The 26,243-nt window shown below is 59.9% G+C and carries 23 protein-coding genes; 20 read left to right on the top strand and 3 right to left on the bottom strand.

Annotated elements, in window-relative coordinates:
• Positions 1 to 88: 88 nt before the first annotated feature.
• The 7 genes from MSL71_RS09450 to MSL71_RS09420 all read left to right on the top strand — a co-directional run bounded on the left by MSL71_RS09450 (position 89) and on the right by MSL71_RS09420 (position 9,406).
• The gene (locus MSL71_RS09450; protein WP_180139399.1) at positions 89 to 2,137 is read left to right on the top strand and encodes a transglutaminase TgpA family protein; all 2,049 of its coding nucleotides are present in this window, start codon (positions 89 to 91) and stop codon (positions 2,135 to 2,137) included.
• A 131-nt stretch (positions 2,138 to 2,268) separates the two neighbouring features.
• The gene (locus tag MSL71_RS09445; RefSeq protein ID WP_180139396.1) at positions 2,269 to 2,589 is read left to right on the top strand and encodes a YggL 50S ribosome-binding family protein; all 321 of its coding nucleotides are present in this window, start codon (positions 2,269 to 2,271) and stop codon (positions 2,587 to 2,589) included.
• Between the two features lie 722 nt (positions 2,590 to 3,311).
• A complete protein-coding gene (locus MSL71_RS09440; protein WP_180139392.1) occupies positions 3,312 to 4,277 on the top strand; it encodes an ABC transporter substrate-binding protein in 966 nt (321 codons plus the stop codon).
• A gap of 10 nt (positions 4,278 to 4,287) precedes the next feature.
• A complete protein-coding gene (locus MSL71_RS09435; protein ID WP_180139389.1) occupies positions 4,288 to 5,094 on the top strand; it encodes an ABC transporter ATP-binding protein in 807 nt (268 codons plus the stop codon).
• Positions 5,091 to 5,840, top strand: coding sequence for an ABC transporter permease (locus tag MSL71_RS09430; RefSeq protein ID WP_218950993.1), 750 nt, complete (start codon positions 5,091 to 5,093; stop codon positions 5,838 to 5,840). Before MSL71_RS09435 ends, MSL71_RS09430 begins: the two co-directional genes overlap by 4 nt.
• Before the next feature lie 59 nt (positions 5,841 to 5,899).
• Positions 5,900 to 6,790 (top strand): 1,4-dihydroxy-2-naphthoate polyprenyltransferase, encoded by an 891-nt coding sequence (locus MSL71_RS09425; protein WP_180139386.1) that lies wholly within the window; start codon positions 5,900 to 5,902, stop codon positions 6,788 to 6,790.
• Between the two features lie 978 nt (positions 6,791 to 7,768).
• Positions 7,769 to 9,406: a glutamate synthase-related protein gene (locus MSL71_RS09420; RefSeq protein WP_180139383.1), complete on the top strand. Its 1,638-nt coding sequence runs from the start codon at positions 7,769 to 7,771 to the stop codon at positions 9,404 to 9,406.
• Positions 9,407 to 9,482: 76 nt separating this feature from the next.
• Here MSL71_RS09420 and MSL71_RS09415 read toward each other — a convergent pair whose 3' ends face one another.
• On the bottom strand, positions 9,483 to 10,115 hold the full coding sequence (locus tag MSL71_RS09415; protein WP_180139380.1) for a hypothetical protein: 633 nt from the start codon (positions 10,113 to 10,115) through the stop codon (positions 9,483 to 9,485).
• Between the two features lie 272 nt (positions 10,116 to 10,387).
• Between MSL71_RS09415 and cysC the strand changes: the two genes are divergently transcribed.
• The 3 genes from cysC (at position 10,388) to MSL71_RS09400 (ending at position 12,571) form a co-directional block, all read left to right on the top strand.
• Positions 10,388 to 10,984, top strand: coding sequence for an adenylyl-sulfate kinase (cysC, locus tag MSL71_RS09410; protein ID WP_180139366.1), 597 nt, complete (start codon positions 10,388 to 10,390; stop codon positions 10,982 to 10,984).
• 1 nt (position 10,985) lies between these two features.
• A complete protein-coding gene (locus MSL71_RS09405; protein ID WP_180139325.1) occupies positions 10,986 to 11,894 on the top strand; it encodes an EamA family transporter in 909 nt (302 codons plus the stop codon).
• Positions 11,895 to 12,001: 107 nt separating this feature from the next.
• Positions 12,002 to 12,571 carry a phosphoribosyltransferase gene (locus MSL71_RS09400; RefSeq protein WP_180139322.1) on the top strand — a complete coding sequence of 190 codons (570 nt, stop codon included), beginning with the start codon at positions 12,002 to 12,004 and terminating at the stop codon, positions 12,569 to 12,571.
• A gap of 91 nt (positions 12,572 to 12,662) precedes the next feature.
• On the opposite strand, the gene MSL71_RS09395 is transcribed toward MSL71_RS09400, so the two are convergent.
• Positions 12,663 to 13,163 carry a GNAT family N-acetyltransferase gene (locus MSL71_RS09395; RefSeq protein WP_180139319.1) on the bottom strand — a complete coding sequence of 167 codons (501 nt, stop codon included), beginning with the start codon at positions 13,161 to 13,163 and terminating at the stop codon, positions 12,663 to 12,665.
• Positions 13,164 to 13,440: 277 nt separating this feature from the next.
• Between MSL71_RS09395 and MSL71_RS09390 the strand changes: the two genes are divergently transcribed.
• The 3 genes from MSL71_RS09390 (at position 13,441) to map (ending at position 16,401) form a co-directional block, all read left to right on the top strand.
• Complete coding sequence (locus MSL71_RS09390) at positions 13,441 to 13,968, top strand: phosphatase PAP2 family protein (RefSeq protein WP_180139316.1); 528 nt, start codon at positions 13,441 to 13,443, stop codon at positions 13,966 to 13,968.
• Entirely contained in the window at positions 13,965 to 15,068 is a 1,104-nt protein-coding gene (locus MSL71_RS09385) for an MJ1255/VC2487 family glycosyltransferase (protein WP_180139313.1), read from the top strand. Before MSL71_RS09390 ends, MSL71_RS09385 begins: the two co-directional genes overlap by 4 nt.
• Before the next feature lie 439 nt (positions 15,069 to 15,507).
• Positions 15,508 to 16,401, top strand: a complete 894-nt coding sequence (map, locus tag MSL71_RS09380) for a type I methionyl aminopeptidase (protein WP_180139310.1) — start codon at positions 15,508 to 15,510, stop codon at positions 16,399 to 16,401.
• A 51-nt stretch (positions 16,402 to 16,452) separates the two neighbouring features.
• On the opposite strand, the gene MSL71_RS09375 is transcribed toward map, so the two are convergent.
• Positions 16,453 to 17,175, bottom strand: a complete 723-nt coding sequence (locus MSL71_RS09375) for a MerR family transcriptional regulator (protein WP_180139307.1) — start codon at positions 17,173 to 17,175, stop codon at positions 16,453 to 16,455.
• A 481-nt stretch (positions 17,176 to 17,656) separates the two neighbouring features.
• On the opposite strand from MSL71_RS09375, the gene MSL71_RS09370 reads away from it, so the two are divergent.
• The 7 genes from MSL71_RS09370 to MSL71_RS09340 all read left to right on the top strand — a co-directional run bounded on the left by MSL71_RS09370 (position 17,657) and on the right by MSL71_RS09340 (position 26,238).
• On the top strand, positions 17,657 to 19,054 hold the full coding sequence (locus MSL71_RS09370) for an NAD(P)H-dependent oxidoreductase (RefSeq protein WP_180139303.1): 1,398 nt from the start codon (positions 17,657 to 17,659) through the stop codon (positions 19,052 to 19,054).
• A 492-nt stretch (positions 19,055 to 19,546) separates the two neighbouring features.
• Positions 19,547 to 20,581: a TRAP transporter substrate-binding protein gene (locus MSL71_RS09365; RefSeq protein WP_180139300.1), complete on the top strand. Its 1,035-nt coding sequence runs from the start codon at positions 19,547 to 19,549 to the stop codon at positions 20,579 to 20,581.
• Positions 20,578 to 21,045 carry a TRAP transporter small permease gene (locus MSL71_RS09360; RefSeq protein WP_180139296.1) on the top strand — a complete coding sequence of 156 codons (468 nt, stop codon included), beginning with the start codon at positions 20,578 to 20,580 and terminating at the stop codon, positions 21,043 to 21,045. Before MSL71_RS09365 ends, MSL71_RS09360 begins: the two co-directional genes overlap by 4 nt.
• A 446-nt stretch (positions 21,046 to 21,491) precedes the next feature.
• Positions 21,492 to 22,793: a TRAP transporter large permease gene (locus MSL71_RS09355; protein WP_180140641.1), complete on the top strand. Its 1,302-nt coding sequence runs from the start codon at positions 21,492 to 21,494 to the stop codon at positions 22,791 to 22,793.
• Between the two features lie 29 nt (positions 22,794 to 22,822).
• Positions 22,823 to 23,485 carry a retropepsin-like aspartic protease gene (locus tag MSL71_RS09350; protein WP_180139293.1) on the top strand — a complete coding sequence of 221 codons (663 nt, stop codon included), beginning with the start codon at positions 22,823 to 22,825 and terminating at the stop codon, positions 23,483 to 23,485.
• A 436-nt stretch (positions 23,486 to 23,921) separates the two neighbouring features.
• Positions 23,922 to 24,494: a helix-turn-helix domain-containing protein gene (locus MSL71_RS09345; protein WP_180139290.1), complete on the top strand. Its 573-nt coding sequence runs from the start codon at positions 23,922 to 23,924 to the stop codon at positions 24,492 to 24,494.
• 94 nt (positions 24,495 to 24,588) lie between these two features.
• Entirely contained in the window at positions 24,589 to 26,238 is a 1,650-nt protein-coding gene (locus MSL71_RS09340; RefSeq protein WP_180139287.1) for an AMP-binding protein, read from the top strand.
• Positions 26,239 to 26,243: the final 5 nt, after the last annotated feature.

The raw sequence follows: 26,243 nt of genomic DNA, 5'->3' as shown, positions 1-26,243 counted from the left end.
GTCGTTTTCTCATGAAATATCCGGGCTAACAAAAAGCGTGCTTCCTGCGGCGAGGTGAGCCACCTCGAAAGCATCGTGCCATGTGAACATGAAAGAAAAGGTTGGACCAACCACCGTGTCGACGTCTTCAACAAAAAAAGGCCGCCATCCCAGGGAAGAGGCGGTGAAAGGCACCCTGCCCCTGCTGGTGGCGGCCCTTGCGGCCGGGCTGATTCCCCACATGACCCACCTCAGCCCCTGGATCCCTGTCTGGTGTGTCGGGTTCTGGGGGTATGCGGTGCTGTCCGAGCCCAAGGGGTGGCCCCTGCCCCGGACCCTTTCCCGCGTGTGCCTCACCTTCCTGGGGTTTGCCTGTGTGTTTGTCTCCAGCAACGGGGTCATCGACAACCGCTTCGGGGCCAGCCTCCTGTGTGTCATGGCGGGTTTGAAACCCCTGGAGACCCGGCGGGAGCGGGACCTGTTCATCGCCATTTTCATTGCCTATTTCATGGTGGTCTCCAGCCTCTTTTTCTCCGCCTCCCTTGTGATGACAGCGTACATGGTGGCGGCCATGATCCACATCACCGCCATCCTGCTGCGCATCAACTGCCCTGCGGTGCCCTTGAAAGAGGCCTTCAAGGTGTCGGGGGCCATCACCGGCAAGGCCGTCCCCCTCACCCTGGTCCTCTTCTTCTTTTTCCCGCGCATCGACGGAAGCCTCTTCGGGATCACCGCCAGCCGAAGCGCCTCTTCGGGGTTTTCAACCACCCTCTCCCCGGGCAGCGTCTCCAATATGGTCAAAAGCCAGGCCCCGGTCTTCCGGGTGACCTTTGACGGAACCATTCCCCCCTCGGGCCTGCGCTACTTCCGGGGCATCGTCTTCCAAAGCTTCAACGGCACCTCCTGGCGCGCCGCCACCCGCCCCCCATCGGGGGCAACGGTCAGAGGTACCGGCCCCCTTGCGTCCTACGAAATCATGGTGGAAACCAAAAACACGGACCGTCTCTTTCCCCTGGACCTTCCCGTCACCCTGCCCAAGGGCACGGCACAATGGGCAGATCATACCATGCAAAAGCCCAAGGGGGGCCTCAAGGAAGCACCCTACCGGTTTCACTCCGCCACCGCTTACACCACCGGGCCCTTTGCCCCCTGGGAGGCCGTCTTTACCCGCCTGCCCCCCGGGGGAAACCCCAAAAGCCGCCGCCTGGCCCGTCGCTGGCGAGCCCAGGCCTCGGATGCCCGCCAGGTGGTGGACAGCGCCCTGACCTATCTCGGCACCAACGGGTTCGTCTACACCCTCACCCCTCCCCTCCTCTCTGAAGAGAGAATCGACCAATTCCTCTTTGACACCCGAAAGGGCTTTTGCGAGCACTACGCCTCGGCCTTTGTCTTTCTCATGCGGGCCGCAGGGGTTCCGGCACGTATCGTGGGCGGCTACCTGGGGGGTACCGTCAACCCCATGGGAAACTACCTCATCGTCCGGCAGGCCGATGCCCACGCATGGGCAGAGGTCTGGCTTAAAGGACAGGGCTGGGTACGGGTGGACCCCACCTCGGCCGTGGCACCGGACCGGGTGGAGCGGGGGGCGGGCTTCGGCCTTCCCGAGGCGGACCGCCCCTCCTTTTTCATCGGCGACGGCGCCTCCTTCCTGACCCGGGGGCTCCAGCGAATCAGCCTGGGGTGGGATGCCCTCAACTACCACTGGGACACGCGGGTCATCGGGTACTCCGGCAGCCTCCAGGAGGCGTTCCTCAAAAAACTGGGCGCCTCGTCCCGATCCGCCAAAGGGTGGGTTGCCGCCGCAGCCTGGGGGGTTGCCCTCTGCTGCGCCGCCTTTGGGCTGGCCTGGCTGATCCTGGAACTGCGGAGCCGCACCAAAATCCCGCCGGTACGGGCCAGCTGGGAGCTGTTTCAAAAGAAAATGGAAAAGGAAAAAATCACCCGACATCCGGCCACCGGCCCCCTGGACTACCTGGACCGGATCAAGAAAGAAGCCCCCCACCTCTACCCCGAGGCACGCAGGATCATCCGCCTTTATGTGGCCCTCACCTACGGACCGCATGGAGACGACCCCGAAAGGCCCCATGAGCTGAGGCAGGCGGTGGTGCGGTTCAACCCACGAAAAATCCGGCCCCGATCCCCCAAAACCGGGCCGTAAAAAGAGCTGCCCCCTAACGGATCGGCATCAAGCGTTTTTTTGTATTGCGTCCCCTTTGAATTCGTGTAAGCTGGGGCGCCAATACAACACGACAACATGGGTAAACCATCAAATTAGGATATGACACCACCATGAAAAAACGACTGAGAAAAAAACTGCACGTGGGTGAGTTCCAGGAGTTCGGCTTCAACCTCACCATCAAGTTCACCGACCAGAACACCAACGAGGCCCTGGACGCCTTTGTGGAGTCCTTCCTGGATGAAGTGATCGACCCCAACGGCCTGGATTTCGGCGGCGGTGGAGACCGTTTTGACTTTGCCGGTTTCGTGGTTCTGGCCACCCGCGGCAGCGTCACCGACGAGCACCGCGCCCTGGCAAACGCCTGGCTCGAAAAACGCGACGAGGTCGTCTCCTTTGAGGTGGGCGAGCTGGTGGACGCCTGGTACCCTTAGGCCAACGCCCAAAAAAATAGGGCGAAGGCGCGATCATGGACGCCTTCGTCCCCCTGACCGATTCAGGAACCGCACCTTCGCCCCGGGCCCGTCACAGGCCCAATGCCATCACCCCACGCCAAAAATCAGGACAGCCTGCATCACATGGCTGTCGCATCGCGGCGTCGGGGCCTTCTCTTTTTTCTCCACCCGGATCATCCAGATCCCGTCATGGGCACTCAACGGGAACAAAAACACCCATAAGGCTTAAAGCAGCAACCACGGCTTTCCATTGCTGCATACCATCCTCCCTGTGGGCTTCGTGAAATATGGGCGTCCGGACCACCGACCCTCCAAACAAAAAAAGCCACGACATGACGACGGACCGCTTGTGCGGTGCGCCAGCCTTCGTGGCTTGACATTACTCAATCCCAGCCCTTGTCAGATCTGGGCCGAAGTACATTAAGGAACCCTTTTTGCTTTTGAAACCTGCAGGTTTCTATTGCCTTCTTTCCTGTCACAGCCCACCACGCATGTCAACTGTTTTTGCTCAAAAACAGCGATCACAACCACCCGCGCGCCCTGTCTTATACGGATCCCCTCCCCCTTCTGTCAGCATCACGGCGGCACAAGCGGGTACATTTTTCCGTAAAAATCCTGTATACACCGTAAGGTTACGAGTAATGCGGTAAGGCGTTTTCCCCATGGGAACACCGCCTTTTCAATCCCATGCCATGAGGTCTATGATGAAAAAGCTCGCCATTGAGGCTGCCACCACCCTGTTCGCCCTGCTGGCCCTGCTGTCGGTCTGCTCCCCAGCCTCCGCAGCCCAGCAGCCCCCCACCCTGCGCATCGCCCTTTTGCCCATCCCCGACGTGCTGCCCGTGTTCGTGGCCGAGGAGAAGGGGTACTTCAAGGAGGCGGGCATCCGCGTGGAGACCTTCCCCGTGGGCAGCGCCCTGGAGCGGGACCAGCTCATGCAGGCGGGCCGCATCGACGCCATGGTCAACGAAATCTCGGGCACGGCGAGCTTCAACCGGGAGACGGTACGCATGAAGATCGTGGCCGTGGCCCGTGCACCCAAGGGGAGTTCGCCCCTTTTTCGAATCCTCTCCAGCCCCGGCTCAAAGATCACCACCCCGGACCAGCTTGCAGGGGTTCCCATCGCCGTCTCCAAGCACACCGTCATCGAATACCTCACGGACCGGCTCCTGGGCGACAGCGGGCTCTCCACCAAAGAGATCGTCAAAAAATCGGTGCCAGTCCTGCCCGAGCGCATGCAGCTGCTCCTCTCCGGACAGATCAAGGCCGCCACCCTGCCCGATCCCCTGGCCTTTGCCGCCATGAAGGCCGGTGCCCATGTGGTGATGGACGACACCCGCGCCCCCCTGTACAGCGCAAGCGTCCTCTCCGTCAGCGCCGAAGCCTGGACCGGCAACAAGCAGGCGGTGGGGGCCTTTGTGGACGCCTGGATGAAGGCTGCCCAAGACATCAACGCCGACCCCGAGAGTTTCCGGCCCCTGATGCTTAAAAAGATCCGGGTCCCCAAGAACGTTCGCCAGAGCTTTGTCATTCCGCCCTTTCCCGTCAACACCGTGCCATCAAGGGCCCAGTGGGACGATGTCATGGCCTGGATGACGGAAAAAGGGATTCTCAAAAAACCCGTCGCCTACGGCACCTCCGTTGTGACCGGCCGTTTCAAGGAGTAAGCCGAGACCTGTGACCGCTCCCATCATCGACATAGAGACCCTGAACTTCCGCTACCGGGACCGTGCCCCCATCTTTGAGGATTTTTCTCTCACCATCCGCCAGGGCGAGGCGTGGAGTGTCATCGGCCCATCGGGCTGCGGCAAGACCACCCTGCTCTACCTCATGGCCGGGCTGACCCGGCCGGACTCAGGGGTGATCCGCGTGGGGGGCGCTCCCATCGAGCGACCCCGGCCCCGAACGGGCCTCGTGCTCCAGGACCACGGGCTCCTGCCCTGGGCCACGGTGGAGGAGAACACGAAGCTGGGATTCAAGATCCGCGGGTTTTACGGTCCCGACGGCAAGCACAGCCCCGAAGACGCCGAAAAAGACCCCGAGGCCGAAGAGGCCCTGACCCGCCACTGGCTCTCCTGGCTCGGCATCGACCACGTGCGGGAAAAATACCCCGCAGAACTCTCCCGGGGCCAGCGCCAGCGGGCCGCCATTGCCCGGACCCTGGTCCTCTCACCGGACCTCCTGCTCATGGACGAACCCTTTTCCGCCCTGGACGCCCCCATCCGCGAAGAGCTCCAGCGGGTGATGAACCGATTTCACCGGGAGACCGGGCTCACGAGCCTCACCGTCACCCACGACATCGAAGAAGCCGTGGTCCTGGGCGAAAAAATTCTCGTCCTGTCCGACACCGTGAACCAAACGCCCACCATCGTGGACAATCCCCACGCCGGAGACCCCGACCTGCGCATGGGCAGACAGTTCCTGGAGCAGTGCAGCGCCCTGCGCGCCCTCATCGAGACCCGGTCCCGAAAGGAGAAGCCATGAGCCAGGTACGTCGGCGCTCCACCCCCATGGGAACCCTTCTGGGCAGCCTCACCCTTCTCCTCATCTGGCAGGTGGCCTCCATGCTCCTTGCCCGGCCCATTTTGCCGCCCCCCACCGTGGTGGTACCCCTGTTCCTCAAGGCCCTGCCCGGAGACCTGGGCCTCCACCTTCTGGCCAGCACAGCGCGGGTCCTGGCCGCCATTCTCCTGGCCGTGATCACGGCAGCCCCCCTGGGCCTGGCCCTGGGCCAGCTGCCCAAACTCGACCGCATCGTCGGGCCCCTGGTGGCCATCATCTACCCCATCCCCAAGATCATCTTCCTGCCGGTGATCTACGTGCTGCTGGGGATCACCGACCTCTCCAAAATCACCCTCATCGCCTTTATCATCTTCTTTCAGATCCTGGTGGTGGTCCGGGACGAAGCCGCAGGGCTGAGGCGCGAGCTCATTATCTCGGTGCGTTCCCTGGGCGCGGGACGACGGGCCCTCTTCCGCTACGTCTACCTGCCCGCATCCATTCCCGCTGTGCTGACGGCCCTGAGGGTCTCGGTGGGTACGGCCGTGGCCGTCCTCTTCATCGCCGAACAGTCCCTCACCAGCTGGGGACTCGGCTACTACATCGTGGTGGAGACCTACCAGGTCCTCATGTACCCGGAGATGTACACAGGCATCATGGCCATGGGCCTTTTGGGCGCGGCCCTCTATGTCCTGATCCATACCATCGAACGAAGGTACGCAAAGGGGTAAGAAGCATACGAAAAGCAGCCTCCACCGGAGGCATTTTTTATATAATTAAGGAGTTCCCCATGTCTGTCGTTCAAACCCTTACTGCATCGCCCTGGTTCCTTGCCATCCGGCCCAAAACCCTTCCCGCATCGGCGGCCCCGGTTATCGTGGGCACGGCCTGTGCCATGGGCGACAACGCCTTTGCCTTTCTCCCCGCCCTGGCTGCCCTTTTGGGGGCCATGCTCCTTCAGGTGGCGGTGAACCTGGCCAATGACTACTTTGACAACAAGCACGGCATCGACTCGGAAAAGCGCCTGGGGCCTGTGCGGGTAACCCAGAGCGGCCTCATCGCACCGAACCGGGTCCTGGCCGCCATGGTGCTCTGCCTGGTGCTGGCCACTGTCACGGGGATCTATCTGGTGGCCCGGGGCGGACTGCCCATTGTGGTCATCGGCGTGCTGTGCATCCTCTCCACCCTGGCATACAGCGGAGGGCCCTACCCCATCGCCTCCAACGGCCTGGGTGAGCTTTTTGCCTTTCTCTTCTTCGGACCGGTGGCGGTCTGCGGCACCTATTACGTCCAGGCCCTCACCATGGGCCCCCGGCCCCTCATCACCTCCATCCCTGCAGGCCTCCTGGTGGCGGCCATCATGAACGTCAACAACCTCCGGGACATCCCCACGGACTCCGTGGCAGGAAAGCGGACCCTTGCCGTTCGCATGGGGCGCGGCATGAGCTCCGTCTTCTGCGGACTCCTTGTCCTCATCCCGTTTTTCATGCTGCCCCTGCTCTTCCTCTCCGGGTTCATGGGCGCTGCGGGCTTCCTGGCTCTGGGAGCCTCTCCCATGGTGCTGCCTATTATAAAGGATCTCTTTCACACCAAGGGCCCCGCCCTGAACGAGACCCTGGCGTCAACGGCCAAGCTCTCGGTGGTCTTTTCCCTGCTCTTTTCCGTGGGCCTTGCCGTATAAGAAAAGCCTTCGGGGGCTGTTCCTGTGCATGGTCACGTTACAAAAGGCCTTTTCAGCAGAGCAGCCCCCTTTGCCTTTTTCCTTACCCAACCCGTATAAAGGTGAAACGCCCCGCCGTTCACGGAATCTGGGGCGTTCTCCACATACCCCGCCCTGATGCCGGAACTCACCGATCCACAGAAAGCCCCCCATCGTTTCAACTCAAATCGCAGAAACACACCCCGAACTTTTCTTATCGCGAATATTATTCAGCTCAGTTTCGCGATTGACGCAGAACAGGCAAAAGGCAGCGAATCGGCGAACCGTTCCCTTGACCGAACAACACTGTTTCTCACATATGTGATATATCAGATATCAAATAAATTCAGAACATTTCCGCCCAACAGCCAGGGTACCAACCCTGGACCAACGACTGAATTTTACGTCAACGTCAGTTCACGGCGCGAAAAAAATGAGCATGGGCCTCTTTGTATTATTCGGCTGATCCTCATAAAGCCCGAATAAAATTCGGGGCGGTCTCCCCCCTTTTTATAAGTCATTCTAAAACTTATCGCAGGTAAATTACTTCAACCCATTTTTTTGCGGATTTTGCGCCTACGCCATTGCCGGATCCCTTGCAATATCTCGCTCAATTTTTTCTTGAACTGTCATATAAACTGTGTTTTGGTTCGATCTTAACGGTCAAACTAATAATACAAAGCGCTACACTGAATGTTTTGCGCCTTTGCTGAGTTCTCCTGAACAGCCAGAGACGTCCCCGGATAAAATCTGCGCAGGATCACGAACCGAGCATGCGATCTCATTTGCTTGCCATTGTACTCTCTATTAATCAAGGACTGCGATACCTGAGCAGGTATTTACATTCAGAACGCTGTGACCGAGCGCGTGAACATCACGCTGCATACAGAACATGCCATCCGCATCACGATAATTTTGATTTGACATATTTTTAAGATCACTTTGAGAAGGAGAATTGTCATGCGTTTTGCCAAAAACAACGATGTACTCGGAACCGTAAACCGTGGAAACCCCGCTGAATCAGGACTTTGCACCCTTTGCCGCGCCGACTGTCAGGGCAAATGCGAGACCTGGCTCTCCAGCATGGTCGGCCGTAAACTCCTTTACCCCCGTGATTTCGGTGTGGTCACCGCTGGTGCCAACAACACCACCCACCTGGGCGTCTCCTACAACTCCCTGCGAATCCAGGGCTACGCGTACGGCGCCATGGGCCTCAACGGCACCCTCACCAACGACCCGGACGACTGCATCTTCCCCAACGTGGACCTGACCACCGAGTTCGGTAACGAAATCAAGACCAAGTGCCGCATGCCCCTGATGACCGGTGCCCTGGGTTCCACCTTCATCGCCGCCAAATACTGGGACTCCTTTGCCATCGGCTGCGCCCTGACCGGTATTCCCATCGTCGTCGGCGAAAACGTCGTGGGCGTGGACCAGAAGTCCATCATCGAAAACGGCAAGGTCATCAACTCCCCTGAGCTGGACCGCCGCATCGATACCTACCTGCGTTACTATGACGGCTACGGCGCCATCATCGTTCAGCTCAACGTGGAAGACACCCGTAACGGCGTGGCTGAGTACGTTGCAGAGAAGTACGGCGACAAGTGCATCATCGAGCTCAAGTGGGGCCAGGGCGCCAAGGACATCGGCGGCGAGATCCAGGTCTCCAGCCTCGATTACGCCACCTTCCTTAAAGAGCGCGGCTACGTGGTTGACCCCAACCCCCTCCTTCCCGAAGTTCAGGAAGCATTCAAGAGCGGTGCCATCAAGTCCTTTGCCCGCCACAGCCGCCTCGGTGGGACCAACCTCAACAGCGTAGAGCTCGTCCGCGAAGACTTCATGAAGAGCGTGGACTACCTCCGCAGCCTGGGCTTTGCCCGCATCTCCCTGAAAACCGGTTCCTACGGCATGGAAGAGCTGGCCATGGCCATCAAGTTCGCCTCCGAAGCCAAGCTTGACCTGCTCACCATCGACGGTTCCGGCGGCGGCACCGGCATGAGCCCCTGGAACATGATGCAGAGCTGGGGCGTTCCCTCCATCAACCTCCACGCCAAGGCCTACGAATACGCTGCGGCACTGGCTGCCAGCGGCCAGGACGTTGTGGACATCTCCTTTGCCGGTGGTTTTGCCCTGGAGGACAGCATCTACAAGGGCCTCGCCCTGGGTGCCCCCTTCACCAAGCTCATCTGCATGGGTCGTGCCCTCATGGTTCCCGGTTTCCTCGGGGCCAACATCGAAGGCGCCATCCACCACGAGCGCAAGGAAAATGTCAACGGCAACTGGGATGCACTTCCCAAGACCGTTACCCAGTTCGGCACCACCCCCCAGGAGATCTTCTCCTGCTACTACGACATCGAAAAGAAAGTGGGCAAAGAGGAGATGGAAAACATCCCCTACGGCGCCATGGCCATCTGGACCCTCGCCGACAAGCTCGGCTGCGGCATCCAGCAGCTCATGGCAGGTGCCCGTCGTTTCTCCATGGACACCCTGACCCGAAACGACATCTTCGCAGCCAACCGCGAGACCGCCGAAGAGACAGGTATCCTGCACATCTCGGACATCAACGACCAGTCTGCCAAGAAAATCCTTCTGGGATAATCCCCCTGGCAGGCGGCGCGTTGTCGACCGCTGCATGATATAAAAAAAAGCCCCCGGTTTTCCGGGGGCTTTTTTGTTATGACAGACACTCGGGAATATCGGTACGAAGGCCGGGCACGGCGTCGCGGGCCTCGTCAAGGGTCTCGGGGCGGGAGCGGTAGAGGGACGGGTCCACCTGGGCGGCGCCGTTTTTAAGGTCGGTGAGGGGCCACCCGGCCGCGGAAAGGCGGGCAAGGACAGCTGCCGGATCTGTCAGCATGTCGGCGTGGGGCACCAGCAGGATCTCGGAGTCGCCCCGGCCATTCACGTCCCGGACCACCTCTTCCACCAGCTCGTGGTATTTCTGAAGGACAAAGGGGGGACGACGCCTGAACATCTTAAGGTAGCTCACCTCGATCTCCCTGGGATCCCGGGTCATAAAACAGATGCGATAGGGGTGAGCGGGCAGCCCCTTGAGCCGCCAGTGCAGCACCTTAATGAGCTGCCCTGAAAAAATCCCGGGAAAACCGGGATCATCGAACTCTTTGCGGCCCAGCTCGAAAAAACCTTCCGGGTTGGGATGGTAACCCTCCCTGCCGTACTTTTCCCCCAGCACCTCATCTTTTCTCGAATTGTACCGGGCCGCCATACCCGCCCCTTCAAGCACCTTCATCATCATGGAAGTCCCGGATCGCATGTATCCCGAGACAATATATACCGGCTCGTCCATTTCCCTCTCTCCTTGCCTGCGTCTACCCAAAAACCTTTCCAAGCCATCTGCTATAATACACCCCCAGGCCCCGGCGCCACCTTTTCCGTCACATGTAATGACGGGACGCATCTGAAACCGCTCCCCACTCGCTATTTCCCACTCGCTATTCACTATTGACCATTCACTCCCCACCCCCCTTTTCCTATTTCCTCCCGCCCCGTCCGATGGTATGAACGGATCACCTAAGGCTATCCGGCCATTGCCCCGTCCAGACTCGTTAAGGAGCTGTTATGACGACCCGAGTGTTCACCCACAACCACCCTGTCACCCCGGGGATGCGTGCGTCCCAAAAGGGGCATGCCCCTCTGCTCCTCTGGTTCACAGGCTTCAGCGCATCGGGAAAGTCCACGGTGGCCGGCCTTCTGGAGCAACGGCTCCATGATCACGGGGTCCACACCATTCTCCTTGACGGAGACAATGTCCGCTCCGGTCTCAATCAGGACCTGGGGCTCTCGCCTTCCGACCGCAAAGAGAACATCCGCCGCATCGGAGAGGTGGCCGGGCTCTTCCTGGATGCCGGGCTCGTCACCCTCTGCGCCTTTATCAGCCCGTACCATGCCGAACGAAGCGCCCTGCGGGACAAATTTCAAAACCGGTTCGTGGAGATCCACGTATCCACCCCCCTTGAGGTGTGCCGCACCCGAGATCCCAAAGGCCTCTACGCCAGAGCAGAACAGGGGATTCTCACCGGCATGACCGGCCTGGACGCCCCCTACGAGCCCCCGGAAAATCCGGATCTCACCATCGACACCAGCACGCGTTCCCCCGAGGCCTGTGCCGGCCTCCTCCTGAGCCAGATTCTCCCTATGCTGAAAAGGCAGCCCTGACATGGAATTCACCGCCGTTGCCCTCATCATTGTCTCTGCGTTTACCCATGCGGGATGGAACCTCATGGGAAAACATGAGCACCCCTCCATCGCGTTTTTCCTGGTGGCCACTATCATCGGAACCCTGGCCCTGTCGCCCGTGGTGCTGCCCGTGGTTCCCACCGTGCTGCGGTTTCCCCCGGCGGTATGGCTTCCCCTGACGGTGGGGGGGCTCTTCCAGTGCCTCTACTACACCAGCCTCTCTGCGGCCTATCGGTGCGGGGAGCTCTCCGTAGTCTACCCCATTGCCCGGGCTTTTCCCCTGGTCTTTGTGGCCGCCGGGTCCTTTCTACTGGGGCGGGGTGAGGCCATCTCCGCCACCTGCCTTGCGGGCGGCGCCTTGATCATGGCAGGCTGCTTTGTGCTGCCCCAGGCCTCCTTCGGAGACATCCGTCCCGGGGGCTATCTCAACCGCGCTTCGGCAGCGGCCCTTGTGGTGGCCCTGTGCACCGTGGTCTACTCCCTGGCCGACGACCACTGCATCCGCCTGCTCTCACCTTTGACGGGCCAGGGCATCTCCTCCTTCAGGCTCTCCCTGCTCTATCTTCTCGTCCAGAACCTCACGAGTATCGGCTTTATGCTCCTTCTGGTCCTGCCAAGGGCTACGGCCCGGGGGCGTCTGCGGCACACGGTCACCCGGCGCCTCAAGAACGCCGCCGTCACCGGCATCGGCGTTTCCGGCACCTACAGCCTGGTACTCACCGCCATGAACTTTGCATCGGACGTCACCTACGTGGTGGCCTTCCGCCAGCTCAGCATTCCCCTGGGCGCCCTCATGGGCATGGGGATTCTCAAGGAGAGCCGCACCGCGCCGAAATTCACGGGCATTGCCATCATGTCCGTGGGACTTGTTCTCGTGGCCGTGGGATGATTCTTCAGTGGAAATCCTGACAAAAACCCTGTATAAACTCCCCCCAAACAAGCTTAAATCCAGAAAGGGCCTGACAGGGCTCTTTTTTATAAAACCGGGGAGTTCACATGAGCCAGGTTAACGAAAAGATTTTTATCGACGCCCTCCAGATGGAACGGGACTGCTGGGGATTTGCCAAGAAAATTTTCACGGCAGGGGAAGATTTTGAGATCCTCTCGGGCATCACGCGGGGCGGGGCCCAGATCTGTATCTACATGCAGGAGGTCTTTGGCCTCCTTTCCGGAACCCCCAAGGAGTTCACCACCATCCACGCCCAGTCCTACACGGGCATCGCTCAGGCCGGTGAGGTGCTGGTAGAGAACCTGGACTCTTTGAAGCGCCGCATGGAAAAAGGCAAGCGCCTTCTCATCGTGGACGACATCTTCGACCGCGGAAAAACCTTCAAGGCGGTGTACGAGCGCGTTCTCGACGAGGTGGAGTGCAACCCCGAAGACGTGAAAATGGCGGCCCTCTACTACAAGCCGGAAAACACCCAGGTGGACATCACCCCCCACTTCCACTACCGCAAATACGCCTCCCAGGACTGGCTGGTCCTCCCCCACGAGCTGGAAGCCCTCTCCAAAGAGGAGCTGGCCGCCAAGGGATTCATCTTCCCGGACCCGGCCAAGGGCAAGTAGCCCAGCCCCAGGCCCAAACGCAGAAAAGCGGACCCCATACGGGGCCCGCTTTTTTTGTCTTCCAAAGGGCATGGCTCGTGAAATATCCCGGCTACACCGTCACCGGTACCCAGCGTTTCATAAAACACACCTCAAACGGCAGGTGGTCAAAATGCTTCACCGACTCCGTCTCAAAGCCAAGGGACCGATACCAGGCCTTCAGCTCGGAGAATTCTGAAATGATGCCGATTCCCAGGGTGTCGACGCCCAGGTTGGCCGCCTCCCCCAGGGCATGGGCAACAAGGCGGATTCCTGCTCCGCAACGCCTCCTGTGGGGAAGAACCGATAACCTCTCCACATACATTTCCTGATCCGACGCCCGTTCCAGGGCCATGCACCCTGAAGGGGAGCCGTCCGTATCCAGAAAAAAGTACCGCACGCCCCGTTGAAAGTCAGCCTGAACCCACGAGTCCAGACAAAAAGAGGGATGCTTGGGGCAGTTTTCCTTTGTAAGGTCAAAACGCTCTGCAACGTCCCGGTGGGATAGGCGTATCATATCGGCAAGGGTATCCGCATCCTGCACACGGGCTTCTCGAATTGTCATCTCTGCCATCACGTGTTCTCCGTCATCATCTCAGCCTGAAAATCCGTATTGCCCTTTATCATGCGCCTGGGCGCCCCCTTTGTCCAAACCTTTTCACTCGTCTCTTCCGTGTGTTACCCCAGGGGCCACAGAGCCGGATGGCCGCAGCCACGGCATGCCCCGGTGGCTTTTCATTTTCTCCGATGCAAGGCAACAGAACCCTTACGTCCCGGACACACAAACAAAACAGGGATGCCTTTAAAATACATGCAACCAATCATCAAGGAGGCCACGTATGAGCACGCTCATGAAGACGTTCACAACCTGTGACGTGAGACTTTTCCTCTGGATTGTCCAAAGGCCCCGTGCACGGCGCATCGCCGGGGTGTTTCGCTGGATCTCCCGACTGGGGGACGGCTACCTCTACCTTGCCGCGGGATTGGGCCTTGCGCTCTTCGAACCTGTCAGGGGGCCATACTTTCTTGCGGCCGGGCTCCTGGCCTTTGCCCTTGAGCTGCCCCTCTACCTGCTCCTGAAGCACACCATCCGAAGGCCCCGGCCCAACCACGCCCTGGGCCAGGTGTCAGCCTTCATCACCCCGTCGGACACCTTCAGCTTTCCCTCGGGCCACAGCGCCGCCGCCTTTGTCACGGCCACGCTGGTGGGACACGTCTACCCCGCCTTCCTGCTCCCGGCCCTGGGCCTGGCCTTTCTCATCTCCCTGTCACGGGTGATCCTGCGGGTCCACTACCCCACGGACATCCTGGCCGGCACCACCCTGGGGATCAGCTGCACCGTCTCCGCCCTTCTCCTGATCCCGGGAGGGGCCCCGTGAAAATCTTTTACGGTGTCCAGGCCACGGGAAACGGCCACATCACCCGGGCCCGTATCCTGGGGCGTGCCCTTGAAGCGGCAGGGGCACGCGTTACCTGGCTCTTCTCCGGCAGGCCACCGGAAAAGCTCTTCGACATGGAGGCCTTCGGCAACTACCAGACTTGCAAGGGGCTTACCTTTGTCACAAAAAAGGGGCGCATCGACCCGCTGAAGACAGCGGCGAACCTTTCGTTCCCCACCTTTTTCCGGGATATCCGCGCCCTGGACCTGTCTGACTTTGACTGCATCATCAGCGACTTTGAGCCGGTCACGGCCTGGCATTGTCGCTTCCATGGCCTGCCGTGCCTGGGCATCTCCCACCAGAGTGCCTTTACGGCCCCCATCCCCCTGGAAGGGGCCCGGCCCCTGCAGCGCCTTGTCATGAGATGCTTTGCTCCCTGCACCACCTCCGTGGGCCTGCACTGGCATCCCTTTGGCCCGAACATCCTGCCCCCCATCATCGACACAGAGCGCTCCCCGGAGCCCCCGGCCCCGGGAAAAATCCTGGTCTACCTCCCCTTTGAGGAGCGCCGCGTTGTTGAAAAGGTCCTTGCCCAGACAGGACGGGCCCGGTACACGGTCTACTGCGACATCAACGCCCCCCGGGACCGGGGAAACCTGCACCTGCGCCCCTTCAGCCGCACAGGGTTCCAAAAAGACCTTGCCACCTGCCAGGGGGTGATCAGCAGCGCGGGGTTTGAGCTTGCAAGCGAAGCGATCCACCTGGGCAAAAAACTCCTGGTAAAACCCGTGGACGGCCAGATGGAGCAGCTCTCCAACGCCAGGGCCCTCGAACTCCTGGGTTTTGCGACCCGCATGGAACGCCTTGCCCCACACACCGTGGCAGCATGGCTGGATGCCCCCGTGCCCGCCCCCTGTCCCTTTCCCGACACGGCATCGGAGCTGGCCCACTGGATCACCCGGGGCCGCACTGAAAAGGTCGACCTTCTCTCACGGCGCCTCTGGGCACGTGCAACCCGCCGAGATCCCCGTCGGCCCATGGAACAGCCCACCGGCCGTCACCCCGATCCCCCCCTCCCCGCCCGGGGTTTTACGGCCTGAAGCCTCCTTAGCCCGGATATTTCATCAGCAAAGAAGGAACATTCTGCCGCCTTTCCTCCCCGCCCAGCCAGCCGGACTCCGGTGCCCCCCTTTACATTGTCCTAAACCTGCCCTATATTTATCCATTCGAGCAACGACACCACTGGTTGATGCGGTTGTTGGAAACGTCACCGCCAGCCGACGACACGGCGTGCGGGCACGGATGAAAAAGTAACGGACAAATATACAGCGCGGGCCCTTTGAACGCCGAGGCATTCCCGAGGCCGGACAGCGGTCGTCCCCCACCACCTTACCTGGGTGGCTGTATTGCTTTTTTCCCCTGCCCGGCACCTTCGGCAGCTGGCGACATGTTGTATATATAACGCGGCCTCACCCATTTGTTTTTGAGGCCATCATGGGTTTATCCATGTCATTTACCTTGCCACTCACACTGGGCCTTATGAAAAAGAAATTAGGAATCAAAATCGGACGAAACGAACTCTGCCCCTGCGGCAGCGGGAAAAAATACAAGAAGTGCTGTGCCTTGAAAAAAGGCCAGCCCGATCCCGACAACGTGGAAGCGTATTACAAGAACAAGTTCGACATCCGCCTGAAAAAGCCGGAAGACATTGAAAAGATACGGGTCGCAGGCGACCTGGTGGTCAGGACCCACGAGCTGGTCAAAGAGATGATCAAGCCGGGCATCACCACCGATGAGATCAACACGGCCGTCCATGAGTTCACCGTCAAGAACGGCGGCATCCCCGCCCCCCTCAACTACAAGGGCTACCCCAAGAGCGTCTGCCTCTCCCTGAACGATGTCATCTGCCACGGCATCCCCGGAGACCGGGTCCTCAAAGACGGGGACATCATCAACGTGGACATCACCTCCATTGTGGACGGCTTTTACGCAGACGCCAACCAGACCCACTATGTGGGCACTCCGTCCAAGGACGCCGTGAAAATCGTCGAGGTGGCCAAAGAGAGCCTGAAGCAGGCCCTTGCCGTTGTGCGCCCCGGCAACACCATCGGAGACATCGGCCACGCCATCCAGAGCTACGCCGAGGACCAGGGCTGCTCGGTGGTCCGGGAGTTCATCGGACACGGTGTGGGCTACGAGTTCCACGAAGGCCCCCAGGTGCCCCACTTCGGGCGCAAGGGCCACGGCATCCCCCTGGTGCCCGGCATGGTCTTCACCATCGAGCCCATGATCAACTTAGGGGGCCCCGAGCTCTATATCCTCGACGACCAGTGGACAGCCGTCACCCGTGACGGCTCCCTCTCCGCACAGTTCGAAGAGACCATCGTGGTCACCGAAGAGGGCTTTGAAAGCCTCACCCCTCTGGGCCTGTAAACACAGGCCCCTGCAGTGCCCCCGGCCTGTCCGCCGGGGAGCACTGTCCCGTCACAGGGTTTCCGGATCCTCCTCCGACACCGAATCCAGGATCACCTTCTGAAAAGTGCGGTCAAAGAGGTAGATACGAAACGCCCGCCCCATACGTGTCAGCTCCAGGGTCATGGCGCTGTTCTGCTCCACGCTTAGCCCCCGGCTCACCCCCCGTCGCAGCTTCATCTCCCGGGCCACCATCTTGCCCACCAGATCCGAATAAAAGGTGAGGTCCTCCAGGTCCACCCCCATGGCCAGGGCCTTTCGGGCCAGGGACGCCACCATCACGTCCTCCCGGTCATACTTTCCATCGCTCACCGGCAGCAGAAGGCCCAGGGCCTCCAGCCGTTCCACGATCTCTGCGGTGAGGCCGGTGTCGCGGATAAAGACCTCCCGCGAAATGGCCTGGGGATCCTCCTGGCCGAACACCACCTCGTGGAGGCTGGCCATCACCGCCACCTCGTCGTCGGCGGCGTTCTTGCGGAACAGGTCCCCGATCTGGGCCAGGGAGAGGCGGTGCCGGTTCTGCAGCAGGCGAATCAGCCGGATCCGCGCCACGGTGTCCGGGGGGTACCACGCCACATTGGTCTCGGTCTTCACCGTCCCCGGCAGGAGTCCCAGGTTGGCATAGTGCTGAATGGTGGATCCGGGCAACCCCGTCAGCGACTTGAGGTCCCGCATTTTCACATAAGGCACCCCGCGATTCGTACGGGGAATGTCTTCGGATATCATCTGCTCCATTGTGCCTGATCCTCGATCCTTCGCATGGGTTGGCAATTCCACCCCCACAGGCCTGGAATTGTAGAATTTTGTCACCGTGTGTATCCCGACGCGGGTTGTCCAAACCCGACGACACGACCCTGCCGCCGTGGTGGCAGGCTCCTCCCCCATGTGCCTTTTTTTTCCAAAAAAAACTGCGGTTCAACAAAGAACCGTAGTGGGTCTGAGCAGTTACATAAAAAACAACAAATTCGAGTTTAAAACTGAGGAAAGCAATTACCGCGCGCCTCGGGGACTTGCGGCAAGAATGGTTCCGATATTAAAACATTGTTTACCAAGTTTCAACCACCAAAGTGGCAAGTGAAACTTTCCGCTTTACACACGAATTGACCGTCTGCTAAAACTCACTCAGTGGAGAAGGGGGAAGTAGACATTTCAGTAGTTTCATGGTGCACTTTCCGACCCCTAAAGATTTGCTTTTGCAACTTCAAGGAGTCCAAAGATGAACATCACCGTCCTTAGTGGGAGCCCGAAGGGTAAGGACAGCGTTACCCTGCAATCGGTCAACTACATCAGTAAACTGTTCCCGGAACATACCTACGATGTGTTCCACATCGGCCAGACCATCAACGCCCTCATGGAAGAAAACGGAGATGCCTTTGACGCCGTCATGGCGTCGGTGACACAGGCAGATCTCATCATCTGGGCCACACCCGTCTATACCTGCCTGGTACCGGCCCAGTACAAGCGCTTCATCGAGAAGGTGTTCGCCGACGGCAAAGCCCCTCTGTTCAAAGGGAAATACGCCGCGGTCATCTCCACCTCCATCAACTTCTTTGATAACTACGCCGTGGACTACCTGCGGGCCATCAACGATGACTTAGACACCCTCTTCACCGGATCCTACTCCGCAGATTCCTACGATCTCCTCAAGGAAGAAGGCCAGATACGCCTGGCTCAGTTTGCTGCTCAGACCTTCGAGGATGTCACCTCAGGGGCCATGTTCGGAAAACGCACCTACCCGCTCTCCTACAGCTGGCATGTCTACGAAAGCGGCCCGGCCCCGGAGCCCGTGGACTCAGGGCCCCTGAAAGTACTGCTCATCCAGGACGAAAACTACGACGGCACCAATTTGGGGCGCATGGTGGACCGCTGCACCCAAGGGTTCAAGGCGGACATCGAGGTGGTCACCCTCTCGGAACTCAACGTCAAAGGGGACTGCCTGGGCTGTATCCAGTGCGGGTTCGACCACGCGTGCATCTACGAAGGCAAAGATGACTTCATCGATTTTGCCCGGGAAAAGGTGGCCCCGGCCGATATCCTCATCCTGGCCGGTGAAATCAAGGACCGATGGCTCTCATCCACCTGGAAGCAGTTCTTCGACCGCAGCTTTTTCCAGAACCATGTCCCCGCATTGAAGGGCAAGCAGGTGGGCCTGCTCCTCTCCGGCCCCCTCACCCAGATGGTGGCCCTGAAAGGGACCCTGGACGCCATCGTCGAATGGCAGGGAGCCCACCTTGCCGACACCGTCACCGACGAGGTGGAGAGAAGCGGCTTCATCGACTCCCGCATCGACACCATGGTCCGCCGCATCACCGCCTTTGCCGAGCGCGGATATGTCCGGCCGGCCACCTTTGTGGGCATCGGCGGGCGAAAGGTCTTCCGAGACGACGTGTGGGGACGCCACCGCTTTGTCTTCCAGGCCGATCACGCCTACTACGAAGCCAACGGGCTCTACGATTTTCCCCACGACGACGCCGACGCCATGAAGATGAGCGAAGACATGATCAAGCTCACCCAGGACCCGGACATGCGTCAGGCCATACGGAAAATGCTGAAAAAAGAGATGGTCAAGCCCCACAAGGGCATCGTGGAAAAGACAGACGCCCCCAACGACTGAAAGGCGGCGTAAAGAAAAGCCGTTTGTTTTCCTAAGTCTAAAAGCCCTGCACGGCCAACATGGCACGTGCAGGGCTTTTTTCCTTCCGGACACCCTTAACCCGGTTCGCCCGAAGGGTGAGAAAATCGAGCAGAAAACCGTGAATGACATTTTCTATTTTCAAAATACCTGTTTTTTCACAGTAACGATCTATAAAAACACGTCATTGCTTCCATCCGGCTGTTTTCCCATGAACTATCCGGGTTAAAAGCCCGCGCCCTGTGGCGGCCTCAACCCATCAACACACGCCCAGCCCCTTTCCAGGGAACCCGCACGCAAAAAACATCATGGATTCCCCACCATAGCCATAATTCCCTTGACAAATGACCGCCAGTCACGGTTTTTTAATGACGCATCACCGTTCCACAACAAGGCGAGACACCATGTTTTCAGGCCGAGCCAGCGCCCTGGCCTTCGACGTGACATCACACCAGGATTTTTGAGGAGTGCACCATGACCCGACATGTCCTTCGCTGTTCCTGCCTTCTTCTTGCCGGGGCCCTTGCCCTGGCCCTTTTTTCCACCCCTGCCGCAGCCAAGACCTGGAAGCTGACCTACAGCGTCTTCTTTCCCGCCTCCCACGGCCAGGCCAAGGCCGCCGAAGCCTGGGCCAGAGAGGTGGAAAACCAGAGCAACGGCCGCATCAAGATCACCGTCTTTCCCGGGGGTACCCTCACCAACGCCAAAAACTGCTACGACGGGGTTACAGGAGGCATCTCCGACATCGGCATGTCGGTGTTCGCCTACAACCGTGGCCGCTTCCCGGTCATGGAGGCCTGTGACCTGCCCATGGGCTATCCCGACGGCCTCACCGCCTCCCGGGTGGTCAATGCCTACCACCGGGCCATGGCCCCCAAAGAGCTGGACAAGGTCAAGGTGCTCTACCTCCACGCCCATGGGCCGGGCCTGCTGCACACCAAAAAACCCGTGGCCTCCCTGGCCGACCTCAAGGGCCTGAAGATCCGATCCACCGGCCTCTCGGCCAAGGTGGTAAAAGCCCTGGGCGCCGTGCCCGTGGCCATGCCCCAGGGCAGCACCTACGAGGCCCTTCAAAAGGGCGTGGTGGAAGGCACCTTCGGACCGGTGGAGGTCCTCAAGGGCTGGCGTCAGGCCGAGGTGATCTCCTCCACCACCCTCTGCAAAACCGTGGGCTACACCACCACCATGTACGTGGTGATGAACAAGCGAAAATGGAACGCCCTACCCGCCGACCTGCAAACCATCCTGGAGCAGACCAGCGCCCGGTGGGTGGATGTCCACGGCAAAGCCTGGGATGAGCTGGATACCTTGGGGATGGAAGCCAGCCTTGCCCGGGGCAACCGCACGGTGGAGCTCTCCAAAGAGGAAAACGCGGCCTGGAAAGAAGCGGTCCGCCCGGTGGTAACGGATTACATCACCCGGGCATCGGAACAGGGCCTTGACGGAACCACCCTGGTGAAAACCCTCAAACGCATCATGGCCCTCCAACTCCAGGCGAGGGACTCATGACCCGCCCGGGCCCGCTCACCACAGGCATCACAAAGGGGGCCACGTTCTCGGCCTGGCTCGCCGCCGCCTGCCTCCTTGCCATGATGGCGGCCACCTGCCTGGATGTTGTCCTGCGCTTCTTCCGCAGCCCCATCGCGGGGACATACGAAACCGTAGGGTTCCTCAGCGCCCTCATGGTGGCCTTTGCCCTGGCCGACACCACCCTCAAAGGGGGCCACATCGCCGTGGCGTTCCTGGCGGAAAAACTTCCTCCGGCCCCTGCAAAATGGCTGGACCGCACCGTCACCCTGGTGCTCATCCTCCTCTTCGGCCTCCTCACCCTGCGCATGGGCAGCCACGCCCTGGAGCTGAAAGACGCCGCCGAGGTCTCCATGACCCTCAAAATCCCGGTGTGGCCCGTGGTGGCAGGCATCACCGCAGGCATGGGTCTCTTTGTGGCCGTACTGGCCACACGGCTAAAGTAGCGAAAAGCGTGCCTTGTATGGTCAAAAAGCCAGCCTTCTATGGTTAAAGTGGGCAGGAAAAGCCAGCCTCCGGCGGCCAGGTGGGGGCACCTGGAAACCCTGAGGCGAATGCATGAAAGCAGACATCATGCAACCGTTTTCAACGCATTCGCATGGTGTGTGACATGTGGCCGCCGCTTTTGCAGGAGAGGCCCATTTCATTTTTCTAAAAACACGATGAAGGGTTTTGGAATTTTCTTAATATCACCCGGACTAAACAGATTATGAACCGTCCCGTAAAGCCGCCAGCTTTGGTTGCGGGCGGAGCCCGCAGAAAATGCCATTACGATTTGCCCTGAGGAACGAAGGGCGAAGCGCAATGGCAACCTGCTTTCGAGGTGGCACACCTCGCCGCCGGAGGCTTTTCGGCATTTTCAACCGAGCTATTGAGGGTCTGTATCTTTATGATGTCTCCAACAACCGCCGGGGCCGCCGGTTTTCTCTTTCTCTTTGTGCTTCTCTTTACGGGCATGCCCGTGGGCTTTGTCATGGCCCTCACCGGCATCCTGGGGTTTGGTGCCCTGGTCTCCTTTGACGCGGCCTTGAACCTGGCGGTGCGGGACACCATCGACGTCTTCGGCTCGTACAACCTCACCGTGATTCCCCTGTTTATCTTCATGGGCCAGATTGCTTTCCATGCGGGCATCAGCACCCGGCTCTTCAAGGCAGCCTACCGGTTCATGGGCCATCTGCCCGGGGGCATGGCCATCGCCACCATCGGCGCCTGCGCCGGATTTTCCGCCATCTGCGGCTCCACCAACGCCACCTGCGCCACCATGGCCTCGGTAACCATCCCGGAGATGAAGCGTTACGGCTATAAGGACACCATGGCCGCAGGGGTGGTGGCGGCAGGGGGGAGTCTGGGGATCCTCGTGCCCCCCAGCGTCATCTTCATTCTCTACGGCATCATGACCGAGCAGTCCATCGGGGGGCTCTTCATGGCAGGCATCCTTCCGGGGATCCTGCTCACCCTGCTCTTTGCCGCGGCCGTTGCCATCTGGGCCCTCATCACCCCGGAGGTGGCGCCACGGGGGCCCAAGAGCACCACCAAAGAGCGCCTGGCGTCGTTGAGCGGCCTGGTGGAGACCCTGCTCCTTTTTGCCCTGGTCATGGGCGGGCTCTTTTTCGGGATCTTCACCCCCACGGAAGCAGGGGGCATCGGCGCCTTCGGCACCCTGGCCATTGCCCTGGCCCGGGGCACCATCGACGTTTCAGGCTTTGCGGCCGCCCTCTCCGAGACCACCCGCATCTCCTGCATGATCCTTGTCATCGTGGCCGGGGCCACCATCTTCGGCCATTTTCTGGCCGTCACCCGCATTCCCTTTGAGATCGCCACGGCCGTGGCGGACATGGCCCTGCCCCCGTATGCCGTCATCGGCCTCATTGTCCTGGTCTACCTGGTGGGAGGGTGCTTCATCGACGCCCTGGCCCTGATCATGCTCACCGTTCCCATCTTCTACCCGGTGGTCACCGAGCTTGGGTTTCACCCCATGTGGTTCGGCGTGGTCATCGTTCTGGTCACCCAGATCGGCGTCATCACCCCCCCTGTGGGAATCAACGTCTACGTGGTGCGCAGCGTGGTGCCCGAGATCCCCCTTTCCGTGATCTTCAAGGGGGTGCTTCCTCTGCTTGCGGCCCTGGCCCTGGCCGCCCTTCTTGTGATATTCTTCCCAGATATTGCCCTGGTCCTGCCCGAGGCCATGGGATAACCCGAGCAACAGGCCGAGAGGACAGCACCATGCATCTCAGACACATCATCGCAGGACTTCTTGCCGCGGCCTGGGTTCTCTCCAGCGGGACCGGATATGCGGAATTCTACCAGTACAGAAACGAAGACGGGGTCATCTGCTTTACCGACGACCTGAGCCAGGTGCCCAAAGAGGAGGCGGAAAAATCAAAGGTCTTCTACGACCAGTTTGACGAGAAGCCCGAAGAGCCCGTGGTCGACCTCAAAGAGGAAGAGATGACCAAGGAAGAGCGGGAGCGGAAGGGCAAGCCCGCCCCCGTTGCCAATGCGCCCTCTACCCGGTTCACCTTTGCCGACAACAAAATCCTGGTCCGGGTGACCATCGGCAACAACAACCGGACGGTCTCGGCCATCCTGCTCCTGGACACCGGGGCCAGCACCACGGTGATCCACAAGGCCCTGGCACGCCGCATCGGTCTGAGGAACATGGCTACGGGCCAGGCCTCGGTGGCGGGTGGCCACACCATCCAGACAGGTATCACCAGGGCGGATTTCATCTCCCTGGGTCCCAAGAAGCTGGAAAACCCCACCATCACGGTCATTCCCTATTACGGAGGCCACACCCAGCACGAAGGCCTTTTGGGCATGGATTTCCTCAAACACTTTCCCCACACCATCGACACGGCAAATCATCGCATCCTCTGGGCCAAGTAATCAGCCATTGTGTTCCCCGTAAAGGAGGAATACGCCCGTTGTGATTCGTTGATCCCGCCCGCCTCTCCTCACCGTGCCCCTCACCCGGAGAGCCCCGGGGGGCAAACCCGCCTTTCCCGCGTGCGGAGAAACCGAAAAAAACACGTTTTTCCGCGAAAAATCCATTTACAATCAAGGCATGAATTCGGTAAGAGATCCTGTAACATGAAAGGGATCATTCTCAAGCTGTTTCCTCTTCCCCCACCCGACCGGTGGACATCCCATCCGATCACGACGAGACAGGCTCACGATGCTTTTCAACCCCCGCCAGGGTGACCGGCGGTCAGCAATCCTGCAGGAGGGGCGCTCCACGTGCCTGCGTCCTGTAAGGAATCCGGCACCCCTTGTGATACTTGATGGCAAGCCATCCACCAACACAACATGAAGGAGTCGTTGCATGAAAATCGAGAAGATCGGCAGCCGTATTGCCGGCCTGATGAAACAACGGGGCATCACCCTGGAGGATCTTGTGGAGCGCACGGGACTTCAACGGGAGTTCCTGGAACAGATCGGCCGTGAGAAAGAGTATTTCCCCTCCCTTGGTCCCCTGCTCAAAATTTCACGGGTCTTAGGGGTCCGCCTGGGCACCCTTCTTGATGATCAGGTAAGCGAAGATCCTCTTATTGTGCGCAAAGGCGACCAGAAAAGAGAGATCGACATGCTCCCGGACAAGGACAAGCCCGTTGCCCTCAGGTTCTTCTCCCTGGGCCAGGGCAAAACCGACCGGCACATGGAACCCTTCTTCATCGAGATCCTGCCCGAATCTGCCCATGACAAAAAGCTCTCCACCCACGAAGGGGAGGAGTTCATCGTGGTCACCCAAGGGGAGGTGGAGGTCATCTACGGCACGGAGACCCATCTGCTCAAGGCCGGAGACAGCATCTACTACAACTCCGTGGTCCCCCACTACGTAAGCTGTGCTTCAGAGACCCCGGCGTGCATCTACGCGGTGCTCTACATCCCGGAATAGTTCGGGCGGATACCCGCCACGCCCGTGCTATGAAGATCCCTCGGTTACGAACCCGGCCCGTGAAACGGGCCAGCGCAATACGGAGCAGCAGACCATGACCACCACCAATCTTCGGGAACTGACCTTAGGGCAGATCCTCGACAAAGCCGTTGCCGAGCACCCGGACAACGAAGCCATCATCTACGTGGACCGGGACTTTCGGCTCACCTATCGCGAATTCGGCGAGACCGTGGACCGGGTGGCCAGGGGCCTCATGGCCCTGGGTGTTCAAAAGGGAGAAAAGGTGGCGGTCTGGGCCACCAACATCCCCTACTGGGTGACCCTTCAGTTTGCCACCGCCAAGATCGGCGCCATCCTCCTCACCGTCAACACCAACTACCGGTCCGCCGAGCTGGAGTACCTGCTCAAGCAGTCGGAGTCGGAGAACCTTCTGGTCATCAACGGGTATCAGGACGCCGACTACATCAACATCGCCTGCGACCTCATCCCCGAACTCAAGACCTGTCAGCGCGGCTACCTCAAAACCGACACATTCCCTAACCTCAAGCGGGTCTTTTTCCTGGGCCACGAAAAGCACCGGGGCATGTACTCCATCCCCGAGATCGAAGCCATGGCCCCCATGGTCTCAGAGGAAGCGTACCAGGCCCGCCAGGCCACCCTCTCCTGCCACGACGTGGTGAACATGCAGTACACCTCCGGCACCACCGGGTTCCCCAAGGGGGTGATGCTCAGCCACCACAGCATCGGCAACAACGGCTTCTGGATCGGCGAAAACCAGAATTTCACCCATGAAGACCGCCTCTGCCTGCCGGTCCCCCTCTTCCACTGCTTCGGCTGCGTCTTAGGGGTCCTGGCCGCCGTCACCCACGCCAGCACCCTGGTGGTCTTAGAGAGCTTCGACCCGGTCCAGGTGATGGCCTCCGTGGAAGAGGAGCGCTGCACAGCCCTCTACGGCGTGCCCACCATGTTCATCGCCATCCTGGAACACAAGCTCTTTGCCAAGTTCGATTTTTCCTCGCTTCGCACCGGCATCATGGCCGGATCATCCTGCCCCATCAACGTGATGAAGCAGGTGATCCGCAAGATGTACATGAGCGAGATCACCATCTGCTACGGCCTCACCGAAGCCTCACCGGTGATCACCCAGACCCGCATCGAGGACAGCATTGAAAAGAGAGTGGAAACCGTGGGCAAAGCCATGCCCGAGATCGAGGTGAAGCTCATCGACCCGGAGACCGGAGACGAAGTGGCTCCGGGAACCCAGGGCGAGCTCTGCTGCAGGGGATACAACGTGATGAAGGGCTACTACAACATGCCCGAGGCCACGGAAAAAGCCATTGATAATAACGGATGGCTCCACTCCGGTGACCTGGCCACCATGGACGAGGACGGCTACATCACCATCACCGGCCGCCATAAGGACATGATCATCCGGGGCGGGGAAAACATCTACCCCCGTGAGATCGAAGAGTTCCTCTACACCATGGAAGGGGTTCAGGACGTCCAGGTGGTGGGCATCCCCAGCCGAAAATACGGAGAGGAAGTGGCCGCCTTTGTCGTCCTTAAACAGGGAGCCGATGTCCTCCCCGAAGACGTACGGGACTTCTGCCGGGGAAAGATCAGCCGCTTTAAAATTCCCAAACACGTGGCCATCGTCGATGCATACCCCATGACGGCCAGCGGCAAGGTGCAGAAGTACAAAATGCGGGAAAACTACAAAACCTGGTTTCCCCATCACGAATAGCGGAA

This window comes from Desulfoluna butyratoxydans (assembly GCF_900699765.1).
Lineage (GTDB): Bacteria > Desulfobacterota > Desulfobacteria > Desulfobacterales > Desulfolunaceae > Desulfoluna > Desulfoluna butyratoxydans.
The sequence above is the reverse complement of the archived record's forward strand: the minus strand, read 5'-3'. Positions and strand labels throughout refer to the sequence as shown.